General features: G+C 63.5%; 21 protein-coding genes, 1 tRNA gene, 1 pseudogene and 1 riboswitch. Of the genes and pseudogenes, 3 read left to right on the top strand and 20 right to left on the bottom strand.

Features of this window, described 5'->3' with window-relative positions; all coding sequences use genetic code 11:
- From J1C56_RS22915 to J1C56_RS22885, 7 genes and pseudogenes are all read right to left on the bottom strand, one after another.
- Window positions 1-256, bottom strand: a pseudogene (locus J1C56_RS22915) (Re/Si-specific NAD(P)(+) transhydrogenase subunit alpha); the annotation flags it as partial.
- Between the two features lie 198 nt (window positions 257-454).
- Entirely contained in the window at window positions 455-1,255 is an 801-nt protein-coding gene (locus J1C56_RS22910; RefSeq protein WP_214392352.1) for an ABC transporter ATP-binding protein, read from the bottom strand.
- Between the two features lie 71 nt (window positions 1,256-1,326).
- Window positions 1,327-2,103, bottom strand: coding sequence for an ABC transporter permease (locus J1C56_RS22905; protein WP_214392351.1), 777 nt, complete (start codon window positions 2,101-2,103; stop codon window positions 1,327-1,329).
- 64 nt (window positions 2,104-2,167) lie between these two features.
- Window positions 2,168-3,160 (bottom strand): ABC transporter substrate-binding protein, encoded by a 993-nt coding sequence (locus tag J1C56_RS22900; RefSeq protein ID WP_214392350.1) that lies wholly within the window; start codon window positions 3,158-3,160, stop codon window positions 2,168-2,170.
- Window positions 3,161-3,504: 344 nt separating this feature from the next.
- Window positions 3,505-4,503, bottom strand: coding sequence for a CobW family GTP-binding protein (locus tag J1C56_RS22895; protein ID WP_338001488.1), 999 nt, complete (start codon window positions 4,501-4,503; stop codon window positions 3,505-3,507).
- A gap of 1 nt (window position 4,504) precedes the next feature.
- Window positions 4,505-4,972, bottom strand: a complete 468-nt coding sequence (locus tag J1C56_RS22890; protein WP_214392348.1) for a RidA family protein — start codon at window positions 4,970-4,972, stop codon at window positions 4,505-4,507.
- Between the two features lie 25 nt (window positions 4,973-4,997).
- A complete protein-coding gene (locus tag J1C56_RS22885; protein WP_214392347.1) occupies window positions 4,998-5,741 on the bottom strand; it encodes a GntR family transcriptional regulator in 744 nt (247 codons plus the stop codon).
- Between the two features lie 246 nt (window positions 5,742-5,987).
- Here J1C56_RS22885 and J1C56_RS22880 point away from each other — a divergent pair, with 246 nt between their 5' ends.
- Entirely contained in the window at window positions 5,988-7,355 is a 1,368-nt protein-coding gene (locus J1C56_RS22880) for a cytosine deaminase (protein WP_214392346.1), read from the top strand.
- A gap of 74 nt (window positions 7,356-7,429) precedes the next feature.
- On the opposite strand, the gene J1C56_RS22875 is transcribed toward J1C56_RS22880, so the two are convergent.
- The 12 genes from J1C56_RS22875 to J1C56_RS22820 form a co-directional block, all read right to left on the bottom strand.
- The gene (locus J1C56_RS22875) at window positions 7,430-8,419 is read right to left on the bottom strand and encodes an isochorismatase family protein (RefSeq protein ID WP_214392345.1); all 990 of its coding nucleotides are present in this window, start codon (window positions 8,417-8,419) and stop codon (window positions 7,430-7,432) included.
- Window positions 8,416-8,616: a 2-hydroxymuconate tautomerase gene (locus J1C56_RS22870; RefSeq protein WP_067969826.1), complete on the bottom strand. Its 201-nt coding sequence runs from the start codon at window positions 8,614-8,616 to the stop codon at window positions 8,416-8,418. The genes J1C56_RS22875 and J1C56_RS22870 overlap by 4 nt, the downstream gene beginning before the upstream one ends.
- A 1-nt stretch (window position 8,617) precedes the next feature.
- Window positions 8,618-9,298 (bottom strand): resolvase, encoded by a 681-nt coding sequence (locus tag J1C56_RS22865; RefSeq protein WP_214392344.1) that lies wholly within the window; start codon window positions 9,296-9,298, stop codon window positions 8,618-8,620.
- A complete protein-coding gene (locus tag J1C56_RS22860) occupies window positions 9,295-10,641 on the bottom strand; it encodes a dihydroorotase (RefSeq protein WP_214392343.1) in 1,347 nt (448 codons plus the stop codon). The genes J1C56_RS22865 and J1C56_RS22860 overlap by 4 nt, the downstream gene beginning before the upstream one ends.
- On the bottom strand, window positions 10,638-11,528 hold the full coding sequence (locus J1C56_RS22855; RefSeq protein ID WP_214392342.1) for a dipicolinate synthase subunit DpsA: 891 nt from the start codon (window positions 11,526-11,528) through the stop codon (window positions 10,638-10,640). Before J1C56_RS22855 ends, J1C56_RS22860 begins: the two co-directional genes overlap by 4 nt.
- Window positions 11,525-12,613 (bottom strand): NAD/NADP octopine/nopaline dehydrogenase family protein, encoded by a 1,089-nt coding sequence (locus tag J1C56_RS22850; protein ID WP_214392341.1) that lies wholly within the window; start codon window positions 12,611-12,613, stop codon window positions 11,525-11,527. Before J1C56_RS22850 ends, J1C56_RS22855 begins: the two co-directional genes overlap by 4 nt.
- Window positions 12,614-12,777: 164 nt before the next feature.
- Window positions 12,778-13,203 (bottom strand): GlcG/HbpS family heme-binding protein, encoded by a 426-nt coding sequence (locus J1C56_RS22845; protein ID WP_214392340.1) that lies wholly within the window; start codon window positions 13,201-13,203, stop codon window positions 12,778-12,780.
- 301 nt (window positions 13,204-13,504) lie between these two features.
- Complete coding sequence (locus tag J1C56_RS22840) at window positions 13,505-15,697, bottom strand: malate synthase G (RefSeq protein WP_214392339.1); 2,193 nt, start codon at window positions 15,695-15,697, stop codon at window positions 13,505-13,507.
- 16 nt (window positions 15,698-15,713) lie between these two features.
- The gene (locus J1C56_RS22835; protein ID WP_214392338.1) at window positions 15,714-16,967 is read right to left on the bottom strand and encodes a D-amino acid dehydrogenase; all 1,254 of its coding nucleotides are present in this window, start codon (window positions 16,965-16,967) and stop codon (window positions 15,714-15,716) included.
- Between the two features lie 145 nt (window positions 16,968-17,112).
- A riboswitch (glycine riboswitch) is annotated at window positions 17,113-17,212 on the bottom strand.
- A 69-nt stretch (window positions 17,213-17,281) separates the two neighbouring features.
- Window positions 17,282-18,721: an amidohydrolase family protein gene (locus tag J1C56_RS22830; protein ID WP_214392337.1), complete on the bottom strand. Its 1,440-nt coding sequence runs from the start codon at window positions 18,719-18,721 to the stop codon at window positions 17,282-17,284.
- Between the two features lie 127 nt (window positions 18,722-18,848).
- Window positions 18,849-20,021: a M24 family metallopeptidase gene (locus J1C56_RS22825; RefSeq protein WP_214392336.1), complete on the bottom strand. Its 1,173-nt coding sequence runs from the start codon at window positions 20,019-20,021 to the stop codon at window positions 18,849-18,851.
- A gap of 35 nt (window positions 20,022-20,056) precedes the next feature.
- Window positions 20,057-21,217: a mandelate racemase/muconate lactonizing enzyme family protein gene (locus J1C56_RS22820; protein ID WP_214392335.1), complete on the bottom strand. Its 1,161-nt coding sequence runs from the start codon at window positions 21,215-21,217 to the stop codon at window positions 20,057-20,059.
- A 165-nt stretch (window positions 21,218-21,382) separates the two neighbouring features.
- On the opposite strand from J1C56_RS22820, the gene J1C56_RS22815 reads away from it, so the two are divergent.
- Window positions 21,383-21,688: a hypothetical protein gene (locus tag J1C56_RS22815; RefSeq protein ID WP_214392334.1), complete on the top strand. Its 306-nt coding sequence runs from the start codon at window positions 21,383-21,385 to the stop codon at window positions 21,686-21,688.
- A gap of 221 nt (window positions 21,689-21,909) precedes the next feature.
- Here the strand turns inward: J1C56_RS22815 and J1C56_RS22810 are convergent.
- A tRNA-Arg gene (locus J1C56_RS22810) sits at window positions 21,910-21,986 on the bottom strand.
- Window positions 21,987-22,421: 435 nt separating this feature from the next.
- Here J1C56_RS22810 and J1C56_RS22805 point away from each other — a divergent pair.
- Window positions 22,422-23,612, top strand: coding sequence for a M14 family metallopeptidase (locus J1C56_RS22805; RefSeq protein WP_214392333.1), 1,191 nt, complete (start codon window positions 22,422-22,424; stop codon window positions 23,610-23,612).
- Window positions 23,613-23,627: the final 15 nt, after the last annotated feature.

The following is a 23,627-nucleotide window of genomic DNA, read 5'->3' as shown; positions in this document are numbered from 1 at the left end:
TGTAGCCCTTGAGCTCGGCTTCCGAAGGCCGGCGCACCTTCAGCACCACATCGGCCCTGGCCGCATCGGATGCCTTGCCGATGACAGCCCCCACCGCCGCAAAATCGGCATCGGGAATGCGCGACAAGGTCCCAGCACCCGTCTCGACAACAACCTCGAAACCAAGCCCCACAAGGCGTTTCACCGTATCCGGCGAAGCTCCAACACGGGTCTCAATCAACTCAAGCTCTCTGGGTATGAATATCGTCCCGGACATCCGAGGTCTCCGCGCAAATGTTCGTCCGCCGGGAAAACCTCCCGGCGGCGCTCATGCCGTTACTGCAGTATTTGCCGATTTGACGGATCGGCCGAACCGACTATAGCGCCGCGCGCCCACTGGCTGCGCAATAGACGCCGTAAAACCCTGAACCAGTGCATGGTCCCGAAAATCGTTTCCGACTTTCGGGATCAAGCACTAGTGGGCGACGAGGATGCCCTTGGCTTCGAAGATCGCCCGGATCTGCCGGACATAGCCGTGATAGTCCTTGTCCTCGTGGGTCTTGCTCCACTGACGCGGGCGCGGCAGGTCGATCTTGAGATCGAGGTCGACGCGGCCCGGACGGGGCGACATCACCAGAACGCGGTCGGCAAGGAACACCGCCTCGTCGATGCCGTGGGTGATGAACAGCACCGTGTTGCGCAGGCGCAGCCACATCGACTGCAGATCCATGATCATCTGTTCGCGCGTCAGCGCGTCAAGCGCGCCGAAGGGCTCGTCCATCAAAAGCAGGCCCGGTTCCTGGATCAGCGCCCGGCAGATCGCCACGCGCTGGCGCATGCCGCCGGAAAGCTCCGAGGGAAACTTGTTGCCGAAGCCTTCGAGCCCGACCTGCGCCAGCAGTTCCTCGGCGCGAGGGCGATATTTTGCGACGTCGAGCCTCTTGATCTCGATCGGCAGCAGGATGTTGTCGAGCACTGAGCGCCAGTAGAGCAACAGATCCGACTGGAACACGACGCCGGTCTTTGGATGCGGCTTGCTGACGCCGTCGCCGTCGATGGCAATGCTGCCGGTCGAGGCGGGTGTCAGTCCGGCGAGCAGCGAAAGCAGCGTGCTCTTGCCGCAACCGCTGGGGCCGACGACAGCGACGAAGCTGCCGGGCTCGATCTTGAGATCGATCTTGTCGAGGGCGAGGACGTCGTCGTCCTCGCGTGTCTTGTAGATCTTGGAAAGCCGCGAAATGTCGACCGCCGCGCCCATCTGGGTAGTGGCACTCATGGGGTTGCCTCACTGAACCTGTTGTCGATGCTCGGCCGCGGCAGCGGCCGGCTGATTACTTGCCGCCCTGACTACTTGGCGGCGTCGCGCTTGTAGGTGACACGAGCCTCGATGGTGTCGATGATGAAGTACAACATCACACCAAGCCCGGAGATCGTCACCACGGTGGCGAAGTTGAGCGTCGTGTCGAACAGCGAGTTGGCTTGCAGCTGCAGGTAGCCGAGGCCGCGCTCGGCGGCGACATATTCGCCGATGACCGCACCGATGACGGCAAGCGACACCGCAACCTTGAAGCCGCCGAAGATGTTGGGCAGCGCCGCCGGCAGACGGACCTTGAAGAAGGTCTGCCATTCGCTGGCGCCCATCGAACGGACGAGGTTGACCAGGTTCTTGTCCAGCGACTGCAGGCCGACGACTGTCGAGATGACGATCGGGAAGAACGAGATCAGGAAGGCCAGCGTGATCTTGGGGGCCCAGCCATAGCCGAGATAGAGCACCAGAAGCGGCGCCAGTGCCACCTTGGGCACCGTCTGCAGGGCAACCAGGATCGGGTAGATGGCGCGTTCGAACGCCCGGGAATAGAAGATTGCCAGCGCCAGCGGGATGCCGACGAGCACGCCCATGGCAAAACCTGCAACCACCTCGAACAGCGTGACATAGGCGTGGGAGGCGAGCAACGGCAGCTCGTTGACGATCCGCTTGGCGATTGCCAGCGGCGTCGGCAGGACAAATTCCGAGAGCCCGGACCAGGGAACCAGAACCTGCCATGCGCCAAGCAGCACAACCGCCAGGATGAGCGCCGAATAACGCTCAAGCCATGGCCCTCGTGATTTCTTCTTGCTGCTCATGCCCTTGCCTTGCTTTTTCTGCGCCTGAGCGGCGCCGATTACATCCGTGCTCGCCACCGTAGCCTCACTGCGTCAGAAGTTCATTGGTATAAAAGGTCGACATCGGCTTGGCGTCGCCGATTTCCTCGACGCTGCCGATCAGCTTGATGGCGTCGGCGATCGCCTTCTCGTCGATCCAGCCGATTGGCGTACCGCTCGGCGAGTGGATCGATGCCGACGTCGCCTCGATCTGCTGCTGCACGACCTTGTCGGACGGACCAGCCTGCCAGACGGCCTTGAGCGCTGCAGTGGCCGCAACCGGGTCGGCGCGGGTCAGCTCGATGGCCTTGGCGTTGGCGGCCAGGAAGCTCTTCAGCGCCGGGCCTTTCTTGGCGATGCCGTCGTCGCTGGCCACCACGGCCATGCCGGGCACAGCCAGACCGAACTCGGTGAGATCAAGCGTCGGGAACTTCTGGCCGGTCTTGTCTTCGAGCACCGGCAGATCGTTGGTCTTGTAGACGCTGACCACGTCGACCTGCTTCTGCAGGAACTGCGGCACACGCGACTGCGAGTCCATCTGGACTTTGGAAACCTTGCTGCAGTCGACCTTGTTGATCTCGCAGAAGGCGCCGAGATAGGACGTGCCGGTCTCGCCGACGGCATGAGCGATGGTCTTGCCCTCGAGATCCTTGGGCGAGTTCACCGCCTTGTCGGGATGCGAAATCAGGGCAATCGGCGACTCCGGCTGATAGAGCGCGATGATCTTGACCGGCATGCCCTTCTGGATCGCCGAGATGGCGAAGATGCCGGGCAGGATGACAGCGTCTTCCTGGCCCTGGATCAGCGAGCCAAGCGCTGCCTGCGAGCCAGCACCTTCGCCGAGCTTCAGCGTCACGCCAGCGTCCTTGTACAGACCCTTCTGCTCACCGAGATAGAAGAAGCCATATTCGCCCTTCAGCTTCCAGCTGAAGCGGACATTGACGTCTTCCGCCATGGCGCTCTGGCTTGCAAGAACAGTGGCGACCGCAGCTGTGGCGATGAGCGCCGTGCCGCGAATGAGACCTGTGGCGTACAACATTTCTCTCCTCCCTAACGAGCACCTTGCGGGCGCCCCTATGGCCCGAAGGCCTGCCTCTCTCCCCCGAACAAGGCGCGATAGCTCACGCTCTCGATCCTCATTCTTGATCTCATAGTGTGATCACATTTGATCTTTGTCAAGCGACGAATCCGACGCCACCTCTAACATATGTAGGCCCCACCCCATGGCCGACAACTTCTCCGCCAAGCATCGGAAATCGCTTCGGGATTCGCCACGCGTCGTGACGTCGCGACCAGGCATCGGCCAGGCGACAGCGTGCGCTGCCGTCATCGCCGACGAAAAATGTTTGGACAAAAATCAGATGCCAGCCAGGTTCCGGGCTGTCAGTGCGCGGCCGCGAACGTGCCCGGCAGCGAATTTTCGATCGCCTGACGGCTCAGGTTGCGCGCGATGAAAACCAGCCAACCGCGCGGCATGCCTTCAGGCCAGCGCGGCAGATATTCAGGTGGATAAACGACGTGCTGGACGCCATGGATGACCACCGGTCGCGGGTCGCCCCTGACCGGCAACAGGCCCTTCACGCGCAGGATCGATTGCCCTCGACCGGCCAGAAGCAGTTCGAGCCAGTCGACGAAGGCTGGCCAGTCCACTTCCCTGTCGATCTCGACGGTGAAGGTCTCGATGCCGTCGCTGTGCCGGCCCGCCATTGGCGTGTCGGCCATCTCGAAATGGCGCGGCTCCCAAGTCCCGTCATGGTCAAAAATATCGGCCGCGCCTGGCATGCTTGCGCGGCTTGAAACGAGCTGCCGAACCTGGGGATTGACCTTGCCGACATCCTGGGCAAGCGCATCCAGCCGCCACGGCTCGACGAGATCCGACTTGGTGATGACCACGCAATCGGCCAGAGCCACCTGCTGGACAGCTTCGGCGAAGTTGCCGATGCTGTTGGCGCCGCTGACGCCATCGACGGTGGCGACAATGCTGCCCGCGCGATAGCCGCGGCGGAGCTTAAGATCGCTCATCACCGCCTGCATGATCGGCGCGGGGTCGGCGAGGCCCGTGGTCTCAACCACGACCCGGCGAAAAGCCGCCACCTCGCCACGGCGGACCATCGCCAGAAGGTCCGCAAGGGTGGAAACCAGATCATCGCGCACCGCGCAGCACAGGCAGCCAGACGACAGCAGCACCGCGTCCTCGGAAACCTCGCGCACCAGCAGATGGTCGAGCCCGACCTCGCCGAACTCGTTGATGATCACGGCCGTGTCGGCAAGATCGGGCTCGCCGAGCAGGTGCCGGAGAAATGTCGTCTTGCCGCTTCCGAGGAAGCCGGTCAGCACATGGACCGGGATTCGCTCATCGATGGTGGAAGCGGCAGGCTGCACGTCAATTGACCTCGAAGATCGCGTCGATCTCGACCGGCACGTTGCGCGGCAGCGAATAGCAGCCAACAGCGGCGCGGGCATGGCGGCCGGCCTCGCCGAAAACCTCGACCATCAGGTCGGAAGCGCCGTTGATGACCTTGGGGTGATCCTTGAAGTCGGGCTCGGCATTGACGAAGCCACCAAGGCGGATGACGCCGACGACACGGTCGAGATCGCCGTCCAGCGCCTGCTTGAGCTGGGCCAGGATGTTGACGGCGCAGAGCCTTGCTGCGGCCTGGCCTTCCTCGACGGTGAAATCGGACCCGAGCTTGCCCGTATACTTGTCCTTGCCGCCCTCGGCAGGAACCTGGCCCGAAACATAGACCTGGTTGCCCAGGCGGCGGGCCGGCACGTAGTTGGCCGCAGGGGCAACGGTCGCCGGCAGGCTGATGCCGAGCCGCGCGAGATTTTGTTCAGCCTTGCTGGCCATGGCGGGATCCTCCCAGATCGTGATGTCAGTAGTCGAATTGAAGATCGGTCCCCTGCGCGAAAGGCAGTTCGATGCCTTGCGAGCCGGCGACGCTGAGCAGCGCCTTGCAGGTGGTGCGGATGTCGTGGACGATGCCCTTCTTGGCGGCGCCGGCATTGCCTTCCTTCAAGGCGGCAAGGATGTCCTCGTGGTCCGAGGCATTCCAGGGCATCGAGGGGATCAGCAGCGACATGTACATTGTCGGGCCGAACTGCAGCCACAACGACTCGATCAGCGGCATCAGCACGTCGGACGCGGCCGCCTCGTAGAGCGTGAAGTGGAATTTCTGGTTGGACGACAGGCAGTTCAGGATGTCGCGCTTTTCGATCGCCACGAGCAACTGCTTGTTGATGGCCGTAAGCTCGCTGACCAGCGCCGGGGTCGCCTTCTTCGCTGCAAGCTCGGCGGCCATGCCCTCGAGCATCTCGCGCACGGCGAAAAGGTCGCTGAGCTTGTCCGGGCTCAGCCTGGGCACGCGCACCGAGCCACCCTTGGTTTCCTCGAGCGCATTGGCGGCCACCAGGCGGCTCAGCACTTCGCGAACAGGCATGGGACTGGTGCCGAAGCCGGCGGCGAGCTTGCGCAGGCTCATCACCTGGCCGGGCAGGAAAGCACCGACCATCAGGCCGCGGCGCATGTAGCGCAGCACATGTCCGTGGACATGGCCGCGCTCCTTCTTGGGCGCTTCGTTGCCACCGTTGCCGGCGTCCTCAGTCTTGTCTATCCGCACTCTGCTTCTCCGCCTCTCGGAAGTTCCTCAAGAATTGCGCTGTACGAGGAACGGCGTCCGGCGGCGATCCTGCCGCAGATAGACGCCGGCCGGGGGCAGAAGTTGACAGGCCGCAATCTGTGATCTCATATTGTGATCAATAAATGATCTTTGCCAGGACGGCAACCTTTAACTGCCTTGCCGTTTGACCGAGAATGCCGCGACGGCCCAGAGCGCTATCACATCCGCCCATCCGGAGACCCGCCCATGAACGCACCTGCCTTCGACCAGCCTGCCCTGCGCGACCAGATCGCCAACGGCGCCAGGCTCGGCCGGTATGTGTTGCGCAACGTGCGTCTCAACAGTGCAGTGACAAGAACAAGTGCCATCGATACAGCAGGGTACTTTCTTGCTGACGTGACAGTAGAGCACGGCAGGATACTGGCAACAACTCCTGCGCGCAGCCGTTCCATCGAAACAAGCGGCGACAACGTGATTTCCATCGATGCCGGCGGCCGGGTTGCGCTGCCCACCTTCATCGACTGCCACACTCATCTCGACAAGGGTCATATCCTGCCGCGAACGCCGGCAGCCAACGGCACTTTCGAGGGAGCGTTGGCGGCCACGCGCGCCGACCGCACGGCCAACTGGTCCGCCGGCGACGTCACCAAGCGCATGGACTTCGCGCTACGCTCGGCGTTCCACTACGGCACGGCGGCAATACGTACACATATCGACTCGCAACCGCCGCAGGGCCACATTTCCTGGCCTGCCTTCATGGAGCTCAGGCAACACTGGCGCGGCCGCATCGATTTGCAGGCGTCGTGCCTGTTTCCCATCGACATGGCCCGCGACGATGCATTTCTCGACAGAATCACACAGCATGTCGTCAACGCCGGCGGCACACTCGGGGCGGTCGCCTATCCTGCGCCCGACATCGACCATTTGCTCGACAAGATGTTCCTTAAAGCCGCGCAACATGGCCTGGACCTCGACTTCCATGCCGACGAGACCGCGGATCCCGCAGCCGACGGATTGCGCCGCATCGCCGAGGCCGCACGGCGCACGTCCTTTGCCGGCAACGTGCTGGTCGGCCATTGCTGTTCGCTGGCCATGCAGGAAGAGGCAGTCGCCGACGCCACGCTCGACAAGGTCGCGGCGGCAGGTGTTGCCGTCGTCTCGCTGCCGACCTGCAATCTCTATCTGCAGGACCGGCGCCCAAACGGCACGACCCCGAGATGGCGCGGCGTGACCTTGCTGCACGAGATGCGGCGGCGCGGAATCCCGGTGGCCCTGGCCTCCGACAACACGCGCGACCCGTTCCACTCCTATGGCGATCTCGACATGCTCGATACGTTCCGCCTGGGCACACGCGTCCTGCATCTCGACCACCCCGCCGGCGACTGGATCAGGGCTGTGACCACAACCCCGGCCGGGATCATGGGCCTCGAAGGCAAAGGTTGCATCGCCGAGGGGCAGCCAGCCGACTTCATCCTGTTCGAAGGCCGCTCCTGGTCGGAGGTGCTGTCGCGTGCCGAGAGCAACCGCATCGTTATCCGCGACGGCGCACCGGTCGTCACCTCCCTGCCCGCCTATGCCGAGCTCGACGGGCTTGAAGGCATGGCGCTCGATTGAACTGCAGACCGCCTGCAAAACAAAAAAGGCCGCCGAAACCCGGCGGCCTTTTCTATCTCTGCGGCGCCTGGCAATCAGGCGGTCGCGCCGACCTGATAGAGCTCGACCTTGGTGCCGTCGGGGTCGGCGATGTAGATCGTCAGGCCGTAAGGCCCATCATGCAGGTCGGTATAGTACTTCACGCCGGCCTTCTTGAGCTTGGCATCAATGGCGCGCACATCGTTCACTTCAAAAGCGATGTGATCGAGCTGGCGATGGTCCGAAGCCTTGCCATGGATCAGCGCGATGCCCTGGTGGAAGGCCGTGAACGGACGCCCGTCAGCCAGCGGCTTGGCCGGCCGGATCGTGAAGCCCAGCTGGTTGGTGTAGAAGGCAACCGACGTGTCGATGTCGTTGACCATGATCAGCTGGTGGCCGTAGTTGGTGACGCGCGGCTTGACCTGCTCGCCAATCCAGTCGAGCACTTCCGAGGACGGCGCGATCTCGCAGAAATACTGCTTCCAGATCTGCTTTGCCGTTGCTTCCCACTCGGCGTTGACGCCCGACACGCAGTCATCGACGGCAATGACGTCAAGATCGCGCAGATAGGCCTCGCGGATCGAGGTTTCGACGCAGGCATTGGTGGTGGCGCCGGTGATGAACAGATGCTGGGTGCCCAGCATCTTGAGCATCATTTCAAGACGGGTCTCATAGAAGGCGCCAAAGCGATGCTTGCGGATGACGAAGGCCGGATCGAAATCGGCGAGCGGCTTCAGCTCGTCGATGATCTGCTCGTCCCAGCTGCCGGCCAGCGCCGACACCTGCTTGCGCTTGGCGGTATGGCCGAGCAGCTTCTTCTTGGCGCGGTTCTGGTCGACGGCAAAGTGTTCCTGCATCGTCCAGATGACTGGAATGCCGGTGTCCTGGCAGCGCTTGATCAGCTTGGCCAGCGGCGGCACGATCGACGACAGCCGCTTGGTGTCGACGCCCGAAATGCCGAGCGTGCCCTTCTCGTGGATGAAGGCGTTCTGGAGGTCGATGACCAACAGCGCCGACTTGCGGTAGTCGAGGGCTTCGAGGCTCATTTCTTGTGCTCCACCATGTCGATGCCGAGCACGCCGCCGCGGCCCCAGCTGTCCTTGGGGGTCTCGTGGATCACGACATGCAGGTGATCGGGCTTGCAGGCGGCCTCCTCGACCATGGCCTTGGTGATGGCTTTGACGAGGTTGCGCTTCTGCTCGACAGTGCGCCCCTCCCACATCTCTACGACGACGAATGGCATCTTATTTCTCCTCTCTTTCGCTGGGCATGGCGCCGGAGGCCCATACGGGCACGGCGGGCGCGAAGCCCGAAACCAGATCGTTGTCCGCCCGGTCGGTGCCGCAGAGCAGCCACAGTGGACGGTTCGCATAATTGACCAGCACCTGCTCTTCCATGCAGGCACGGTTGGCCGGATGGTTCGGGTCGCGGTCGAAACGGCTGGTCGCCGGCATCAGCCTGACGACGTAGAGCGGTTCGGCGGCATCGAATCCGTCGAGCGCCTCAGCCTCCAGTTCCTCAAGCCTGATCGCCTTGGCCTGAGGGTTGTCGCGACCGACCGGCAGCAGGACGATGGCGCCGGCAAGCGGGCTCACCGGCCAGTAGCGGCCTTCCCGGCCTTGCCTCAGGAACTCAGCGTAGCTGCCCGCTTCGGCAAACAGTTCGCTGTCCCACAAGATAACGTCCGCACCGATGATTTTCCGCGCGGCATCGATCACGACATCGCTCTCGCACAGCTCGAGAAAGCTCCACGGATCGGTGAGGCCGATGACATGGCCCCACGGATTGTGGATCCCCGACAGCCGCTCCTGGCGCATCGTTGCCTTGCGGGCAACGATGCTTGCGACGGCTTCGCGCACCGGCAGCCGCGCCGGTGTCAGCGAAATCCGGCCGGCCAGGTCCAGCTGATCGGGGCTCGAGGTCATGACGGCAGCGTCACGCAGCGGCCGCGGCCATAGTTGGTGTCGGCGACGACGCCGTTTTCGTAGACGACATCGCCGCGTGCCACCGTCATCACCGGCCAACCCTTGAGCTTCCAGCCTTCATAGATGCAGGTGCCCTTGCCGGTGTGGGTAACCGTGCGTTCCTCGTCGAGGTCGACCAGCACCAGGTCAGCGTCGAAGCCGACATCGATATGGCCCTTGCGCGGCCACAAGCCGAAACGACGTGCCGGATTGAACGAGTTGAGCTCGACCAGGCGGCTGAGGGGAAGCCCACGCTGGTGGACGCCGAAATGCAGCATCAGCGACAGCTCCCACGGGAAGGAGACGACGCCGGGGAATTCCGTCCACAAATCCTCGAGCTTCTTGGGCAGGAACGGCACGTGATCGGTGCCGAGACTGTAGACCGAGCCGTTGAGCATGCCGGCCCACAGGCCCTCGAGCTCGTTGCGGTCGCGCAGCGGCGGCGAGATCTTGGCGCGCATGTCGAGATCGTCGTCATAGCAGGTGCGTGTCAGATAGTGCGGGCAGGTCTCGACGGTGACATGCACGCCGCGCGCCTGCGCCTCGGCGGCCAGCACCGGGCCCATGCCGACCGAGGTGTGGACCAGATGAAGCGAGCAACCGGTCTTTTCGGCAAGGAAGATCATGCGGCGGATGGTTTCGACCTCGCAGAAGGCCGGGCGCGATTCCGTATAGGCGCCGAGGTCCTGGCGGCCGGTGGCTGCGATCTCCTTCTTGATCCACGAGGCGATCTGGGTGTTTTCGCAATGCACGTTGATGACGCCGCCCGGAACCTTGGCGAGAATGCGCATCGCGGCGTAGACCCAACCGTCGGTCGCCGGCACGATGCCGATCGGATTGTCGGGCTCGTAGCCGAAATAGCACTTGAACGACTTCACGCCGGTCTTGGCGATGATCTCGGGGATCTCGGCGATGTGCTCTTCGCGCTGGATGCCGAAGTGGAAACCGAAGTCGATGACCGAGTTCTCTTCGCCCAGCGCCTTCCGCTCCTCATAGAACGGCAAGTAGGATTCCTTGAGGTTGCGGATGTAGAGCAGCGCCGTGGTCACACCGCCGGAAGCCGCAGCGGCCGTTTCTGTGCGCATGTCCTCGGCGAAGGGAAATTTCACGCCGAGATGGCAGTGCGGATCGATCAGGCCGGGCATCAGCACGCGGCCTTCGGCGTCGATGGTGCGGGTGGCATTCGGCAGCGACTCGTCCGATCCTGTCAGGACGATCTTGCCGTCCTTGACCGCGACACCGCCATGGAATTCGCCATCGTGGCGAACCACCCGCGCGTTCTTGATGACCAGATCCGCTTTCATGACTTCTGCTCCAAAATTCCTGCAATGCGCCTGACGATGCCGCTCCACTGGCTGCGTCCGACGGTGATGGGCGCGCGTGCTCCCATGCCGCGTGCCCACACGGTCTTCAGGCCGAGTTCGGCGGCCGCGTCGCGGTCAATGGTGCCGGGCGGCGCCGCGACATCGACAAGCAGCGCATGCTTGGGCAAGAGCGCCAGCTGTTCGCGTTCGAGCAGCCGCTTGGGCACGCTGCCGATGACGACATCCATCTTCGGCAGGTAATCAGGCAATTGTTCAAGCGTCAGCGATTCAGCACCCGCCGCATAGGCGGCAGCGCGCTGCACCGGGTTACGCGCCGCGACATGGACATGGGCGCCAAGCGCCAAGAGCGTGTTGGTCAGCAGCGAGCCGATGGTGCCCTGCCCGACCAGGCAGATGTTGGACTTGTGGATGGTGATCTGGGTATTCTCGATGATCACCTTGAGCACGCCCTCGACGATCGCCGGGCCGCGCAACAGCATCAGGTCGACGTCCCACTCATATTCGTGCAGCGTGATGCCAAGTTCGGCGCAATGGCCCTTCAAATTGGCGTCGCCCCAGCCGAGAATGATGTGGCCGGGCTTGCGCATTCCGTCCAGCATCTCGCGTGTCGGGATGATCTTCTCCCGGCATTTCGGCGCAAACAGCGCACCTTCAGCTGTGATTCCGGGGATCGGAAACAGCGCGATGTCGGCGCCCTTCAGCGCGTCGGCCGCATCCTTGGCGTGATAGACGCCCTCGATGCCCTCATCCGGCCAGGGGAAGCCATAAGCGCGGACGGTTGCACCGGCACGGACCGCGCAGCGGGCGATTTCCTGCTCGCGGGCGTCGCCGGCGACGACGGCGATGACTGTGTTGTTCCAGCTCATTGCGCCCTTACCTTTTCAATGACCTGATCCCTGGACATGCCAGCGATGCCCATCGCCTCGGCGGTGCGGCCGCCCTTGCGATAATCGGTGCCGACAGCGATCTGCGCCAGGCTGTAGAGCGAATGCGCCACCGGCGTTTCGACGCCTGCGATCTTCGCGAATTCAAGGAAAGGCAGCAGGCCGTGGCCGAAGTCCTCCTTGTAGTAGCGGTATTCGAGCGAATCCGGACCCTTGATGCGCTTGTTGGCCTCGCCGCCGGCAATTGCCGCGCGGAAGTCGCTGGTGTCGGTGACATCGGCCTCGACTGTGCCGAGCAGCTTCATCTCTTCGACGAGGTTAGGCAGATCATGCCCAAATGCCTTGGCGACCGCCAGGCGTTCGTCGTCGAGCTGCTTCATGACGCGGGCGACACCCGGGGTCATTGCATCGACATAGAAGGTGAAATTGCCGCCGGTCGCCTCGACCCAAGCTGCCGCAAGCACAGCCGCCGGCGGATGCAGGACCATATTGACGTTGGACAGGTCCGACGCGATCACGTCGGCGACCGGGGTAAGGCCCGGATAGAGCTTGCCTGCGATCTCAAGCACTTCGGAGCCGCCTTTCAGCGCTGCGGCCTTGAGCTGCTTGGCTCGGCCGGAAACCGTGACGCCGTCGGGGCGGTACTTGCGCGCGACATAGGTCAGCGTCGAGAACTCGACGACCGGAGGGGCAGCACGTCCGGTACGCGAAAACGTCTCGGCAAATTCGAGCGCACCACCAGTGTGGCCGGGATTGAGCACGACAGGCTTGCTGGACGACCAGCCGGCGGCGGCAAGAGCACTCGCGATCGCCGAGTGCGAGAAGGTCGGCAAAACGACCACCCCCACGTCGACGCCCGAAATTGCCGCCTTGAGATCGGTGGTGATCAGCGCCGGCTTTGCCACGCCCTCGCCGAGCTTGCCTTCGTAGGCGACACCGCCGAGCTTGACATGCGGCTCCAGAGTCTCGGCCGAACGGGCCCAGAAATGCACGTCATGGCCGGCCTGGACCAATTCTGCGACCGACGCTGCACCGCCCGCGCCCGCGCCTAATACTGCAACTTTCATTCTCTCCTCCGGGGGCCGAAGTACGACTACGCTGGCCGCACGACCTCACGCTCGGAATGGGTACTCCTCCCCATCCCTCGCGCCAATTGATTGCTATCAACCAGTTTGATCACACTTTATGATCACACTGAAAATTGTCAAGCGGAAGAATGCGCTTCCGCTCTTCACCCGGCCTGATGTTTCAGTCCAGCGGCTTCGATGCCGGCGATTGCGGCCAGCTCGTCATTGTCAGAGGTGTCGCCAGATATGCCGACGGCGCCTAGTAGCTTGCCAGCCTGGTCGCGGATCAGCACGCCGCCCGGCACCGGCACGATCTTGCCGCCGGAAACGGCGTTGAGGCCTTCCATGAAGTGCGGACGCTCCCTAGCGGCCTGGTCGAGCCAGCGCGAGCCCATACCGACGGCCAATGCGCCATAAGCTTTTCCGCTGGCGATCTCGTAGCGGAGCATAGATGCGCCATCCTGCTTCTGGAGCGCCTTGAGATGGCCGCCGGCGTCGAGCACGGCAACGGTCAGGGGTTTGGCGTCCGTGCCCTTGCCGAGGGCTGCAACGATGATGGTGTTGGCGGCGGCGAGTGTCAGTTCGGTCATTTTAGTCTCCTTGGCTCGGTTTGGTTGGTCGCCGCCGATACGAAGGCTCGGCGATCTAGTTTCGAAGCGATGGCTGCTGCCCTCTCAGCGCCGCCCCTCATCCGCCTGCCGGCACCTTCTCCCCGTGAAGAACGGGGAGAAGGTCACAGCTCTGGCGTCCTCCTGTTAGGGACGAGGAATGGCCGAGACCGCTCTCTCCTATGGCATAGACGACGAGCGCAAACGTGGACGCCCCCTCTCCCCGTCCTTCACGGGGAGAGGGTAAGGGTGAGGGGCAAGTGCCGCGCTCGACGGCTCAGCGTCACCCCATACGGCGCTTCGCCTTGAGCTCGAGCCTGCGCTTGTGCAGGACTGGTTCGGTGTAGCCGTTGGGTTGGGCGCGGCCTTCGAAGACGAGGTCGCAGGCGGCGCGGAAGGCGGTCGACTGGTCGAACTCGGGCGCCATCGGCCGGTAGAGCGGATCGCCGACATTCTGGCGGTCGACGATCGCAGCCATGCGCTGCAGCGAATCCATCACCTGGATGTGCGAGCAGACGTCGTGGCGCAGCCAGTTGGCGATGTGCTGGGAGGAGATGCGCAGCGTGGCGCGGTCTTCCATCAGGCCGACGTCGTTGATGTCGGGAACCTTCGAGCAGCCCACCCCCTGGTCGATCCAGCGCACGACGTAGCCGAGGATGCCTTGCGCGTTGTTGTCGAGTTCGCGCTGGATCTCGTCGGGCGTCCAGTTCGGACGGACGACGACCGGCACCGACAGGATGTCGTCGAGGCGCGCCTTGGGGCGGGACTTGAGCTCGGCCTGGACGGCGTGCACGTCGACCTTGTGGTAGTGGGTGGCATGCAGCGTTGCTGCCGTCGGCGACGGCACCCAGGCGGTGTTGGCGCCGGCCTTCGGATGGGCGATCTTCTGCTCCAGCATCGCCGCCATCAGGTCCGGCATCGCCCACATGCCCTTGCCGATCTGGGCATGGCCGGACAGGCCGCATTCAAGCCCGGTGTCGACGTTCCAGGCCTCATAGGCATTGATCCACGGCGCCTGCTTCATGTCGCCCTTGCGCACCATGGGACCGGCTTCCATCGACGAGTGGATCTCGTCGCCGGTGCGGTCGAGGAAGCCGGTGTTGATGAACACCACCCGTTCCTTGGCAGCACGGATGCACTCCCTGAGGTTGACCGTGGTGCGCCGCTCCTCGTCCATGATGCCCATCTTGATGGTCTTGCGCGGCATGCCGACCAGGCGCTCGACGCGGTCGAAGATCTCGACGGCGAAGGCCACTTCCTCGGGGCCATGCATCTTCGGCTTGACGACATACATCGAGCCTTTTCGCGAGTTGGCTTTGCGGCCGTTGGCGCCGACATCATGCAGGGCGATCAGTGCGGTGATCGCCGCATCCATGATGCCCTCGGGCACCTCATGGCCGTCGCGGTCGACGATACCAGGATTGGTCATCAGGTGGCCGACATTGCGCACCAGCATCAAGGAGCGGCCGGGCAGCGAAACAACACCGCCATCGGGAGCGGTGTAGTCGCGGTCGCCGTTGAGCTTGCGGGTGACCGGCTTGCCGCCCTTGTCGAAGGTTTCGGACAGGTCTCCGCGCATCAGGCCGAGCCAGTTGCGGTAGACCGTCACCTTGTCTTCGGCATCGACCGCTGCGACCGAATCCTCGCAGTCCTGGATCGTGGTCAGCGCAGACTCCAGCACCATGTCGGCGATACCGGCCGGATCGGTTTTGCCGATCGCGCTTTCCCTGTCGACCACCACTTCGACATGCAGGCCGTTCTTCACAAGCAGGACCGCGTCGGGATTCTTTGCCTCGCCACGATAACCGGCGAACTGGGCCGCATCACGCAAGCCAACCGAACCGGAGGCCGTCGCCAGCACGAGCTTGCCATCGACAACCGCGAGACCGGTCACATCGCTCCAGCTGCCGGACGCCAAAGGTGCGGACTGATCGAGAAACGCCTTGGCCCAGGCGATGACCTTGGCGCCGCGCTTCGGATTGTAACCCTTGGTCTTTTCGGCCCCGCCGGCATCGGAAATCGCATCGGTGCCGTAAAGCGCGTCGTAGAGCGAGCCCCAGCGCGCGTTCGCCGCGTTCAGCGCATAACGCGCATTCATGACCGGCACCACCAGCTGCGGGCCGGCGACCGTGGCGATCTCGGGGTCGACATTGTCGGTGGTGACGGCAAAGGCTGGCCCCTCGGGGACCAAATAACCGATCTCGCTCAGGAACGCCTTGTAGGCCGCCATGTCGTGGGGTGCGCCATGCTTGCGGTACCAGGCGTCGAGCTTGAGCTGGAAGTCGTCGCGCTTTTCCAACAGCGCCCGGTTCTTCGGGCCGAGATCGTGCACGATCGCGGCAAAACCCGCCCAGAACGCATCCGCCTCGACACCCGTCCCCGGCAAGGCCTCGGCTACCACGAAGTCGTGGAGTTCGCGCGCGACAGAAAGGCCGAAAAGCGATACACGGTCGCTGACCCGGTTCATCATGTTCATCGTCTCGTCTCCCCCGTCAGGCCGCAATCGCAGCGTCGGTGCGGAACTCGCCCGATATGGTCTCGGCGACCATCTGGGCGGTAGCGGCCGACAGGGTCCAGCCGAGATGGCCATGGCCGGTGTTGTAGAACACGCCCGGCTGGCGACCCTTGCCGACCCTCGGCATCATGTTGGGCATCATCGGCCTGAGACCGGCCCAGGGCACGACACGGTTGGTGTCGACGCCGGGGAACAGCATGCGGGTCCAGTCGACCAGAGGCCTGACACGGTCGTCGCGAATGTCGCGGTTCATGCCGTTGAACTCGGCGGTGCCGGCGACACGGAAGCGTCCTTCGCCGAGGCGGCTGGTGACGATCTTGGCGCGGTCGTCGAGCAGGCTGACCCAGGGCGCGGCAGCCTGGCTGCGCTCGTCGTCGAGATGGACGGTTATCGAGTAGCCCTTGACCGGATAGACATTGACGCGGTCGCCGAGCATCGCGGCGAAGTGGCGGCTCGCCGAACCGGCACAGACGACGATGCCATCAGCCTCGACCACCCGGTGATCCGGCTGACCGTTGGCACCATCAGTCGTGTAACCGATGCAGAACACACCATCCCTGGCGATCCGACTGACGGTGGCATCGAAGACGAAACGCGCCCCACGCCGCTCACAGGCCTTGGCGAGGCCAAAGGTGAACTTGTGGATGTCGCCGGTCGAATCCGACGGCGTGTAGAAGCCGCCATGGAAATCGCCATGCAATGTCGGCTCGATCGACTTCACCTCGGCAGCGGTCACCGGCCGGCGGTCTAGGCCGCCCTCGACCAGCATCGAGTTGACCTTCAGCGCATGCTGGAAGCTTGGTCTGTCCCAGTAGAAGTGCAGGATGCCGCGCTGGACATGGTCGAAATCGATGTTCTCACGCTCGGCGATGGCAAACAGATGCTTGCGCGCGGCGATCGCCAGCCGCGTCGTCTCCACCGTGTTGTCGCGGTAATTCGCGATGTTGGAGACGAACTCGGCGAGCCAGGCATATTTGTGCCAGGTCGGCCTGGGATTCATCAACAGCGGCGCATCGCTGCGCAGCATCCACTTCATGCCCTTGAGCAGGGTCGACCAGTGGTTCCACACCTCGGCATTGCTGGCCGACAGCTGACCGCCATTGGCGAACGACGTCTCCATGCCGGCGTAGCGCTGGCGATCGATGACGGTGACGGAATAGCCGCGCTCCAGGAGCGCATAGGCTGTGGTAACGCCGGTGATACCGGCGCCGATAACGGCAATATGGGACATTTCACTCTCCGCGAACAAAGTTGGGTGCGGGCCGAAACCCGCTGTTTTCCCCAATCTGTCGCTGTACCTGAGAGCTTAACCGCGACGGCCGGGCCGCTGCGGCTTTCCCCTTCGGTGGACGCTCGAGGCGCCTCTCTCCAGATCGTTCAACTGCATGGTCACTTGTGCCTGAGAGTTTCCTGGGGGGTTGCTCCGTCGGCGTCGGCCGGTGTCTAGCAGCGGCCGATCTCTCCCATGCAGCCTCTTGAACGCATGTCTTCTTAGTAGCCGGCGCCGGCCCCTTCCGCAACGGCGGTCGCGGAAGGGTTACGGCATCAGTTGCCTTCGTCGTAAAGCGTCGTGGTGGTCTCGACGCCATGCTCGTGCAGGCCTGCACGGACCACGGCGGCGGCAGCCAGTTCGCGTGCCTTGCGGCGTATACCCGGCTCGTCGACGCCCTGCACCTTGCCGTCGGCATAAAGCACCTTGCCGTCGACCCAGGTCTGGGTGATCGAGGCCGTCGAAGCCGAGAACACCAGCGCCTGCAGCGGGTCGTAGAACGGCGTCCACTCGACATGGTCGAGGTCGAACAGGATGAAGTCGGCCTTCTTGCCGATCTCCAGCGAGCCGATCTCGTCGTCCCACATCAGGGCACGAGCGCCTTCGATGGTCGCGGCACGCAGCGCCTGGCGCGCGGTGAAGATGTCGGGCTGCATGCGAGCGTCCTTGAACATGCCGGCAACCACCAGCATCTGCCGCATCAGGTTCATGTTGCCGGCGGCCGAAACACCATCGGTGCCGAGGCCTACCTTGACGCCGGCCTTGACCATCTCGGGATACTTGCCGATGGCGGTCGCGCCCTTGCCGAGCTTGAACGACGAGCACGGGCAGAAGGCGACACTGGCGCCGCGCTCGGCCAGCAGCTTGACCTCCTCGTCCGACACGGCAGCACCATGGGCGATGACCAGGTTCTTGCCGATGCCGCCTGCGCGGTCGATGCGGGTGATCGGCCAGCAGCCATACTTGCTTTCGCAGACCTTGGCTTCCTCGATCGAGGTGGCGAGGTGGTAGGTGGTACCGACGCCGAGCTTTTCAGCGAGCTTGACCGCGCCCACATGCAGTTCGAGGCTGCAAGGCTCCTTGCCCTCGATATTGACCCAGCAGCGGGCGCGACCGTCGAGCGTGTTGTTGTAGCGCAGGACGTTTTCCTCAAGCACCTTCAGCGCCGTCTGCGCATCGGGGAAGAAGTGGTGCTGGGCCATCTCCTCTGTCCAGCCGCGCGGCAGCTCGGCCGGCCGATTGTCGGCGGCATGGCGGCCGGTGATGCCACGGATGCCGGTCTTGTCCATGGCGCGAATGACAACGCCCGGATCATATTGCGAACCCATGTCGAGGAAGCAGGTGGTGCCGCAACGCAGCATCTCGGTGATGCCGAGCAGCGCGCCCCAGTATTCATCCTCTTCAGTGATGTGGGCGTAGAACGGCTTGGCCCAGTGGAACACCCAGGCGCGGGTGTTGAGATTGTCGGGGAAGACCGCGCGCGACAAAGTCTCCGAAAGGTGCACGTGGCTGTCGACGAAGCCCGGGCAAATGCCCAGCATCGTGCCGTCGATGACCTTGTCGAAGCTCTTGCCCTTGTGGCGCGCCGCCACCTCGTCGGCCAGGCCGATGTCGGCGATGCGGTCGTTTTCGACCACCACGCTGGCGTTGCGCAGCACCGTGTCGTTCTTGTCGACCGTGAAAGCGAAGTTCAGATTTTCGATCAGCGTACGCATGCGGCTCCACCCAATTCTCTACCCACGGACCCTCCAGATCGCTGCACCGGTCCGTGACGGCGGGCGATGGTTCTTGAAACGGCCGGGCCAACAATCACCCCGGCCGCCATTTCGCAAGCCGCGATCCTTAGGCCACGGCCTTGACCTTGCCGCCCTGCTTGGCGGTGCCGCACAGGATCAGCCGGTCGGTGTCGGCGTAGTCGGACAAAAGCTCCGACCCCTTCGAGGTCACCAAAAGCATGTCCTTGTTCTGCATGCCGTAGCCATAGCCGGTGTCGTAGCAGAGCGGCTCGAAGCCGAGCACCATGTTCTCTTCCAGCGGCGCGTCGCTGCCCGGCTTGCCAAGCACCGGCGTCATGCCGAGATAGGGATCCTCGTGCAGGTGCAGGCCGATGCCGTGGCCGACGAACGAGATCGGCGGCAGGTTGAGCTTGGCGAGCTTGGCGATGAAGGCATCGTAGATCTCGCGGCAGCTGGCGCCCGGCTTCACCTTCTCCATGATCTCATATTTGCACTCGACCAGGTGAGCCCAGATCTTGTCGGCCATGGGCGGCGCCTCGCCGACGATGGCCGTGCGGCAGACGCCGGCCTGATAGCCGTTGATGACCGAGAAGATTTCGACGCGGCAGACGTCGCCGCGCTTGAGGATGCGGTCGGATGGGCCGACATTGGGCAGCACCGAGCGTTCGCCGGTGGCGACGATCAGGAGCTTGAAGTGCTCGGCGCCGAGCGAATAGACGTTGCGGGTCAGGTGGCCGGCAATGTCCATCTCGGAGTCGCCTGCGTCAACCACGGCCAGCGTGTCGGTGATCGCCTGGTCGGCGATGCGCGACAGCTTGGAGAGCAGCGCGATTTCTTCCGCTGTCTTGATCTGGCGCAACCGCGCCAGGATGGGCTCGGCATGCTCGAAACGGGCGCCGGGCATCGCAGCGATCAGGCGGGCGAAGTCGCCTGCCGGCAGGTAATCCATCTCGAGGCCGATGCGCGCCTTGGCAAGGCCGAGACCGGCGAGCTGGTCAGCCAGCACCAGCATCGGATCGTCGGAAAATTCGGCCCAGATGCGGGCCGGCATGTCAGGCAGGCGGCGCTTGATGGTCGAGGCCTCCATGTCGACGCCGAAGATCGCGGTGCGGCCGTCAGCGGTGACGATGGTCATCGCATGGCGGTGGCGGATCAGCGGCTGCGACGGCACGACGAAGCCAGCGGTGTAGGCGAAGTTTTCAGGCGACGAGCAGATGATGGCGTCGAGCCCATGCTCCGCCATTGCCCTGACCTGCTTCGCTACGATTTCTGCCCGCATGATTTGTTCCTCTCCTTGAGTTTCTTGACCGGCGCTCAGTCGCGCACGCGGTATTTTTCGACCTTGGCCAGGTCGACATCGATGCCCATGCCGGGACCCGACGGCACAACGACCGCGCCATCGACGACCTGCATCGGTTCGACCAGAAGGTCGTCCTTGTAGTAGATGCCGCCGACCTGGCCGTGCTGGGCCTCGGCCGGCGTCGAGATCGGGATGACGCAGGATAGCGTCGCCGCCGGCGAAGCAGCCGCGACCTGGACGTTCGCCAGGTTGCCGATGCCTGTCTCGATCGAGCCGTTTACGTTGCAGATGATGCCGGCGGCGCGGCAGACCGCGCCGACTTCCATCGCCTTGTACAGGCCGCCGGCCTTTGTGGTGTAGATCGAGATGATCTGGATGCCGCCATTCTGGATGATCTGGATGGCGTCATGGGCGTTCCATGCCGACTCGTCGGCCATGACCGGCGCATCGATACGGCGGCCGACCTCGGCGATGCGCTCGATGCCCATCACCGGCTGCTCGACATATTTGAGCCGGCACTTTTCCATCTGGCGCACGGTCTGCACCGCCTCTCCAGGCGTCTTGTAGCCCTCGTTGGCGTCGACGCAGATCTCCATCGCCTCGCCGGCCGCCTCGCGAACCGCAGCGACCATCTTGACGTCGCGCGCCGGGTCGACGCCGATCTTGACCTTGATCGTCTTGATGCCCTCTTCGGCGAGCTTGGCCGCCTCGATCTTGGCCTCCTCGATCGAGATCAGGCCGATAGAATGGGTGATGGCGACCTTGGCGCGCGCCTTGCCGCCCAGCAGCGTATGAACGGGAACGTTGAGCCAACGGCCGGTCAGGTCATAGGCAGCGAATTCGACCGCCGCCTTGGAATAGGGATAGCCGCGGATGATGGCATCCATGCGGGCGTGCAGTTCTGCGAAATTGCCGAGTTCAAGGCCGATGACGGCAGGCGCCAGATAGGTCTCGATGACGGCACGGGTGATCAGCGCGGATTCACCGAAATAGCGGCCGAACTCGCCACCCCAATCCTTCAGGGCCGGCGCCTCGCCCCAGCCGACACGGCCGTCGCTGTCGGTCATCTTGACCATGACATAGCGGCCGATGACCTCGGTCAGGCCGGCCCATTTGTGCTCGCGCCGCGTCGGCAGTTGGACAATCAGCGTTTCGATGGACTTGATCGTGGGCACCGGTCTTACCTTTTCCTTGTCACCACCGTAGCGTCGCTGTACGATGCGATCATCTAGTGTGATCACACTTTATGATCATATTTTTGGATGTCAAGCGATGCGCGGATCGAATTTTGCCGCCGGCGGCGCGGACACCACGGGCGACACGACACGAGGAGGGAAAAGATGATTGTCGAGGCGACCAACTACTTCGCCAGGGAAGGCCAGGCGGGAGAAGTTCTCGAGCAGCGCCGCAGGGCGACGGAGATCAGGCGCAGTCTTGGGCTGGAGCCGGGACGCATCCTGGTAAGGCTGGAAGGCAGTGGTCCCGATGTCAGGTGGGAATGCAGCTTCCCTTCAAGGGAAGCCTATGACGCCGACCGCGCCGCACGTGCGGCATCGCCCGACTTCGAGGTCGCGCGCAAGCAGATGCATGGCCTGCTCGAAAAGTTCGAACGGCACGTCAGCACCGAAGACGCTCCAACGCGGTGAGCCGGCTTGCGGGCAGGCGCGCTGCACCCAGCGGCCTCGGCCTGTCGGTCGTCAAGGAAATCGCCATGGCCAATGACTGGCGTCCTGCGCTGGCGGCCGGACCGGGGCGATGTAACGCATCGGCATTTCGGGAGACGGGACAACCCGCACCTGCCCGTGTCGACGTGCAACACACATCCTGAGCCGGTTCGAACCGACAGAGTTTAGGATTGTTGGGAGAATGGCGCGCCCGAAAGGATTCGAACCTCTGACCCCCAGATTCGTAGTCTGGTGCTCTATCCAGCTGAGCTACGGGCGCGCAACAGGCCGTAAAAGTAACGGCCGGGCCGCTCCGGTCAATCGACCGCAGCGACCGGCGCTAACTAGCCCCTGACTTGGCGAATTGCAAGCCGCCGCATTCAAACTTTCTGGGAAAACCTGCCGACCCCCCCCCACGCTGTCGAAGAGGTGCTGCCAAAGTTGCTGTCGGCGGGGACGCCGAAGCCGATGCAGGCAGGCTATTCTCCGCCACACATGGCACGCGGATCACCTTCGCCCTGATCATCGTCGCGCCCGTGATCGCCTTGGCAACCTGGCGCCGCGCATTGCGCAACCGGGCACCTGCTCCCGAAGCAGGTCGTGCCACCGGCAAAGATCGGAGATGACCTTACGGCACTTGAAGTTGTGCGCGATTATGATCGGCGTGTATGCTGCTGTCCGAAACGTCGCTTTTCTCTCGGCAAAGGCCTCGATCATGCCAAACAAGCCCAAAGAAAATCTCGATCGCCGCGACTTCATGATCGCATCCATTGCAACTGTCGGCGCATCAGCTGTTCTTGCGGCCAATGTTGGTTCGGCAAGCGCCCAGGACGCGGCGGCACCGTCCGGCGCGCCGTCATCAACGGTCTACACCGGTGATGTGATCCAGGGAAAGAAAGTCGTCAGCGCCCTCGACGTCAACGACCTGGAGCCCGGCAAGAAGCACCTTTTGTACTTTCAGGGCGTACAGATGCCGACCGGACAGTACTGGTATGTGTCCGTGACGGTCGCCAGGGGGGCCAAGCCCGGCAAGCGCGTCGTCCTGACCAGTGGCGTGCATGGCGACGAGATGAGTTCCGTGCATACGGTCCAGACGGTGATGAACCAGCTCGATCCTGCCGAGATGTCGGGCACGGTGATGGCGGTCACTGATGTGTCCCGCCCGGCGATCGAGGGCATGCAGCGCCGATGGCCCAATTTCGGCAGGGGCAACGATCTGATCGACATGAACAGGGAATGGCCCGGCAACGAGAACGGCGCCACCGCGCCCAGCCGGCACGCCGGGTTGCTGTTCAACCGGCTGCTACGGCCGAACGCCGACGCTGCGATCGACTTCCATACCGGGACAACCGGATTCGATGTCACCGCATTCAACATCGGCGGCACGGATGTGCCCGAGATCAAGGCGATGCTGGAACTCTATCCAGTCGGCCAGATCTTCGACAGCCATGTCTATCCCGGCGTCCTGCACAACGCGTTCGTCGACGCCGGCATTCCGGCCTTTTGCCCGGAGATCGGCGCCGCGCGCGTGCTCGACCTCGAAATGATCTCGCTGTTCGTGGAAGGGACGATGAACGTCCTCAAGCATCATGGCATCGTGGCCGGGCCGATGGGCCGCACGGGGAAGGATGTGACGGTCTTTGTCGGCAACAGCGCGTTCCCGATCCTGGCAACCCATGGCGGGCTGGTCGAACATCTGGTCAAGCTCAACGACAAGGTCGAAGCCGGACAAAAGGTTGCAGTCCAGCGCGACAGCTTCGGCGAAGTGGTTGCGGAATATACAAGCGGCGTGGCTGGAGAAGTGACGGGACAGCGCAGCGACGCAATGTCCGAACCCGGCAACCCCCTGGTGTTCATCCTTTTCAACAAGGCGCCGCCTGAGGGCGTTGAGGCCTATCCCGAGTAATCCACGCGGGGGTCG

The sequence above is a fragment of the Aminobacter anthyllidis genome, assembly GCF_018555685.1.
Lineage (GTDB): Bacteria > Pseudomonadota > Alphaproteobacteria > Rhizobiales > Rhizobiaceae > Aminobacter > Aminobacter anthyllidis.
The sequence above is the reverse complement of the archived record's forward strand: the minus strand, read 5'-3'. Positions and strand labels throughout refer to the sequence as shown.

Coding starts and splice junctions, on each gene's coding strand:
- J1C56_RS22910 (WP_214392352.1), bottom strand. CDS start 1,255: ATGAGTGCCACTACCCAGATGGGCGCGGCGGTCGACATTTCGCGGCTT.
- J1C56_RS22905 (WP_214392351.1), bottom strand. CDS start 2,103: ATGAGCAGCAAGAAGAAATCACGAGGGCCATGGCTTGAGCGTTATTCG.
- J1C56_RS22900 (WP_214392350.1), bottom strand. CDS start 3,160: ATGTTGTACGCCACAGGTCTCATTCGCGGCACGGCGCTCATCGCCACA.
- J1C56_RS22890 (WP_214392348.1), bottom strand. CDS start 4,972: ATGGCCAGCAAGGCTGAACAAAATCTCGCGCGGCTCGGCATCAGCCTG.
- J1C56_RS22880 (WP_214392346.1), top strand. CDS start 5,988: ATGAACGCACCTGCCTTCGACCAGCCTGCCCTGCGCGACCAGATCGCC.
- J1C56_RS22875 (WP_214392345.1), bottom strand. CDS start 8,419: ATGAGCCTCGAAGCCCTCGACTACCGCAAGTCGGCGCTGTTGGTCATC.
- J1C56_RS22870 (WP_067969826.1), bottom strand. CDS start 8,616: ATGCCATTCGTCGTCGTAGAGATGTGGGAGGGGCGCACTGTCGAGCAG.
- J1C56_RS22865 (WP_214392344.1), bottom strand. CDS start 9,298: ATGACCTCGAGCCCCGATCAGCTGGACCTGGCCGGCCGGATTTCGCTG.
- J1C56_RS22860 (WP_214392343.1), bottom strand. CDS start 10,641: ATGAAAGCGGATCTGGTCATCAAGAACGCGCGGGTGGTTCGCCACGAT.
- J1C56_RS22855 (WP_214392342.1), bottom strand. CDS start 11,528: ATGAGCTGGAACAACACAGTCATCGCCGTCGTCGCCGGCGACGCCCGC.
- J1C56_RS22850 (WP_214392341.1), bottom strand. CDS start 12,613: ATGAAAGTTGCAGTATTAGGCGCGGGCGCGGGCGGTGCAGCGTCGGTC.
- J1C56_RS22845 (WP_214392340.1), bottom strand. CDS start 13,203: ATGACCGAACTGACACTCGCCGCCGCCAACACCATCATCGTTGCAGCC.
- J1C56_RS22840 (WP_214392339.1), bottom strand. CDS start 15,697: ATGAACATGATGAACCGGGTCAGCGACCGTGTATCGCTTTTCGGCCTT.
- J1C56_RS22835 (WP_214392338.1), bottom strand. CDS start 16,967: ATGTCCCATATTGCCGTTATCGGCGCCGGTATCACCGGCGTTACCACA.
- J1C56_RS22830 (WP_214392337.1), bottom strand. CDS start 18,721: ATGCGTACGCTGATCGAAAATCTGAACTTCGCTTTCACGGTCGACAAG.
- J1C56_RS22825 (WP_214392336.1), bottom strand. CDS start 20,021: ATGCGGGCAGAAATCGTAGCGAAGCAGGTCAGGGCAATGGCGGAGCAT.
- J1C56_RS22815 (WP_214392334.1), top strand. CDS start 21,383: ATGATTGTCGAGGCGACCAACTACTTCGCCAGGGAAGGCCAGGCGGGA.
- J1C56_RS22805 (WP_214392333.1), top strand. CDS start 22,422: ATGCCAAACAAGCCCAAAGAAAATCTCGATCGCCGCGACTTCATGATC.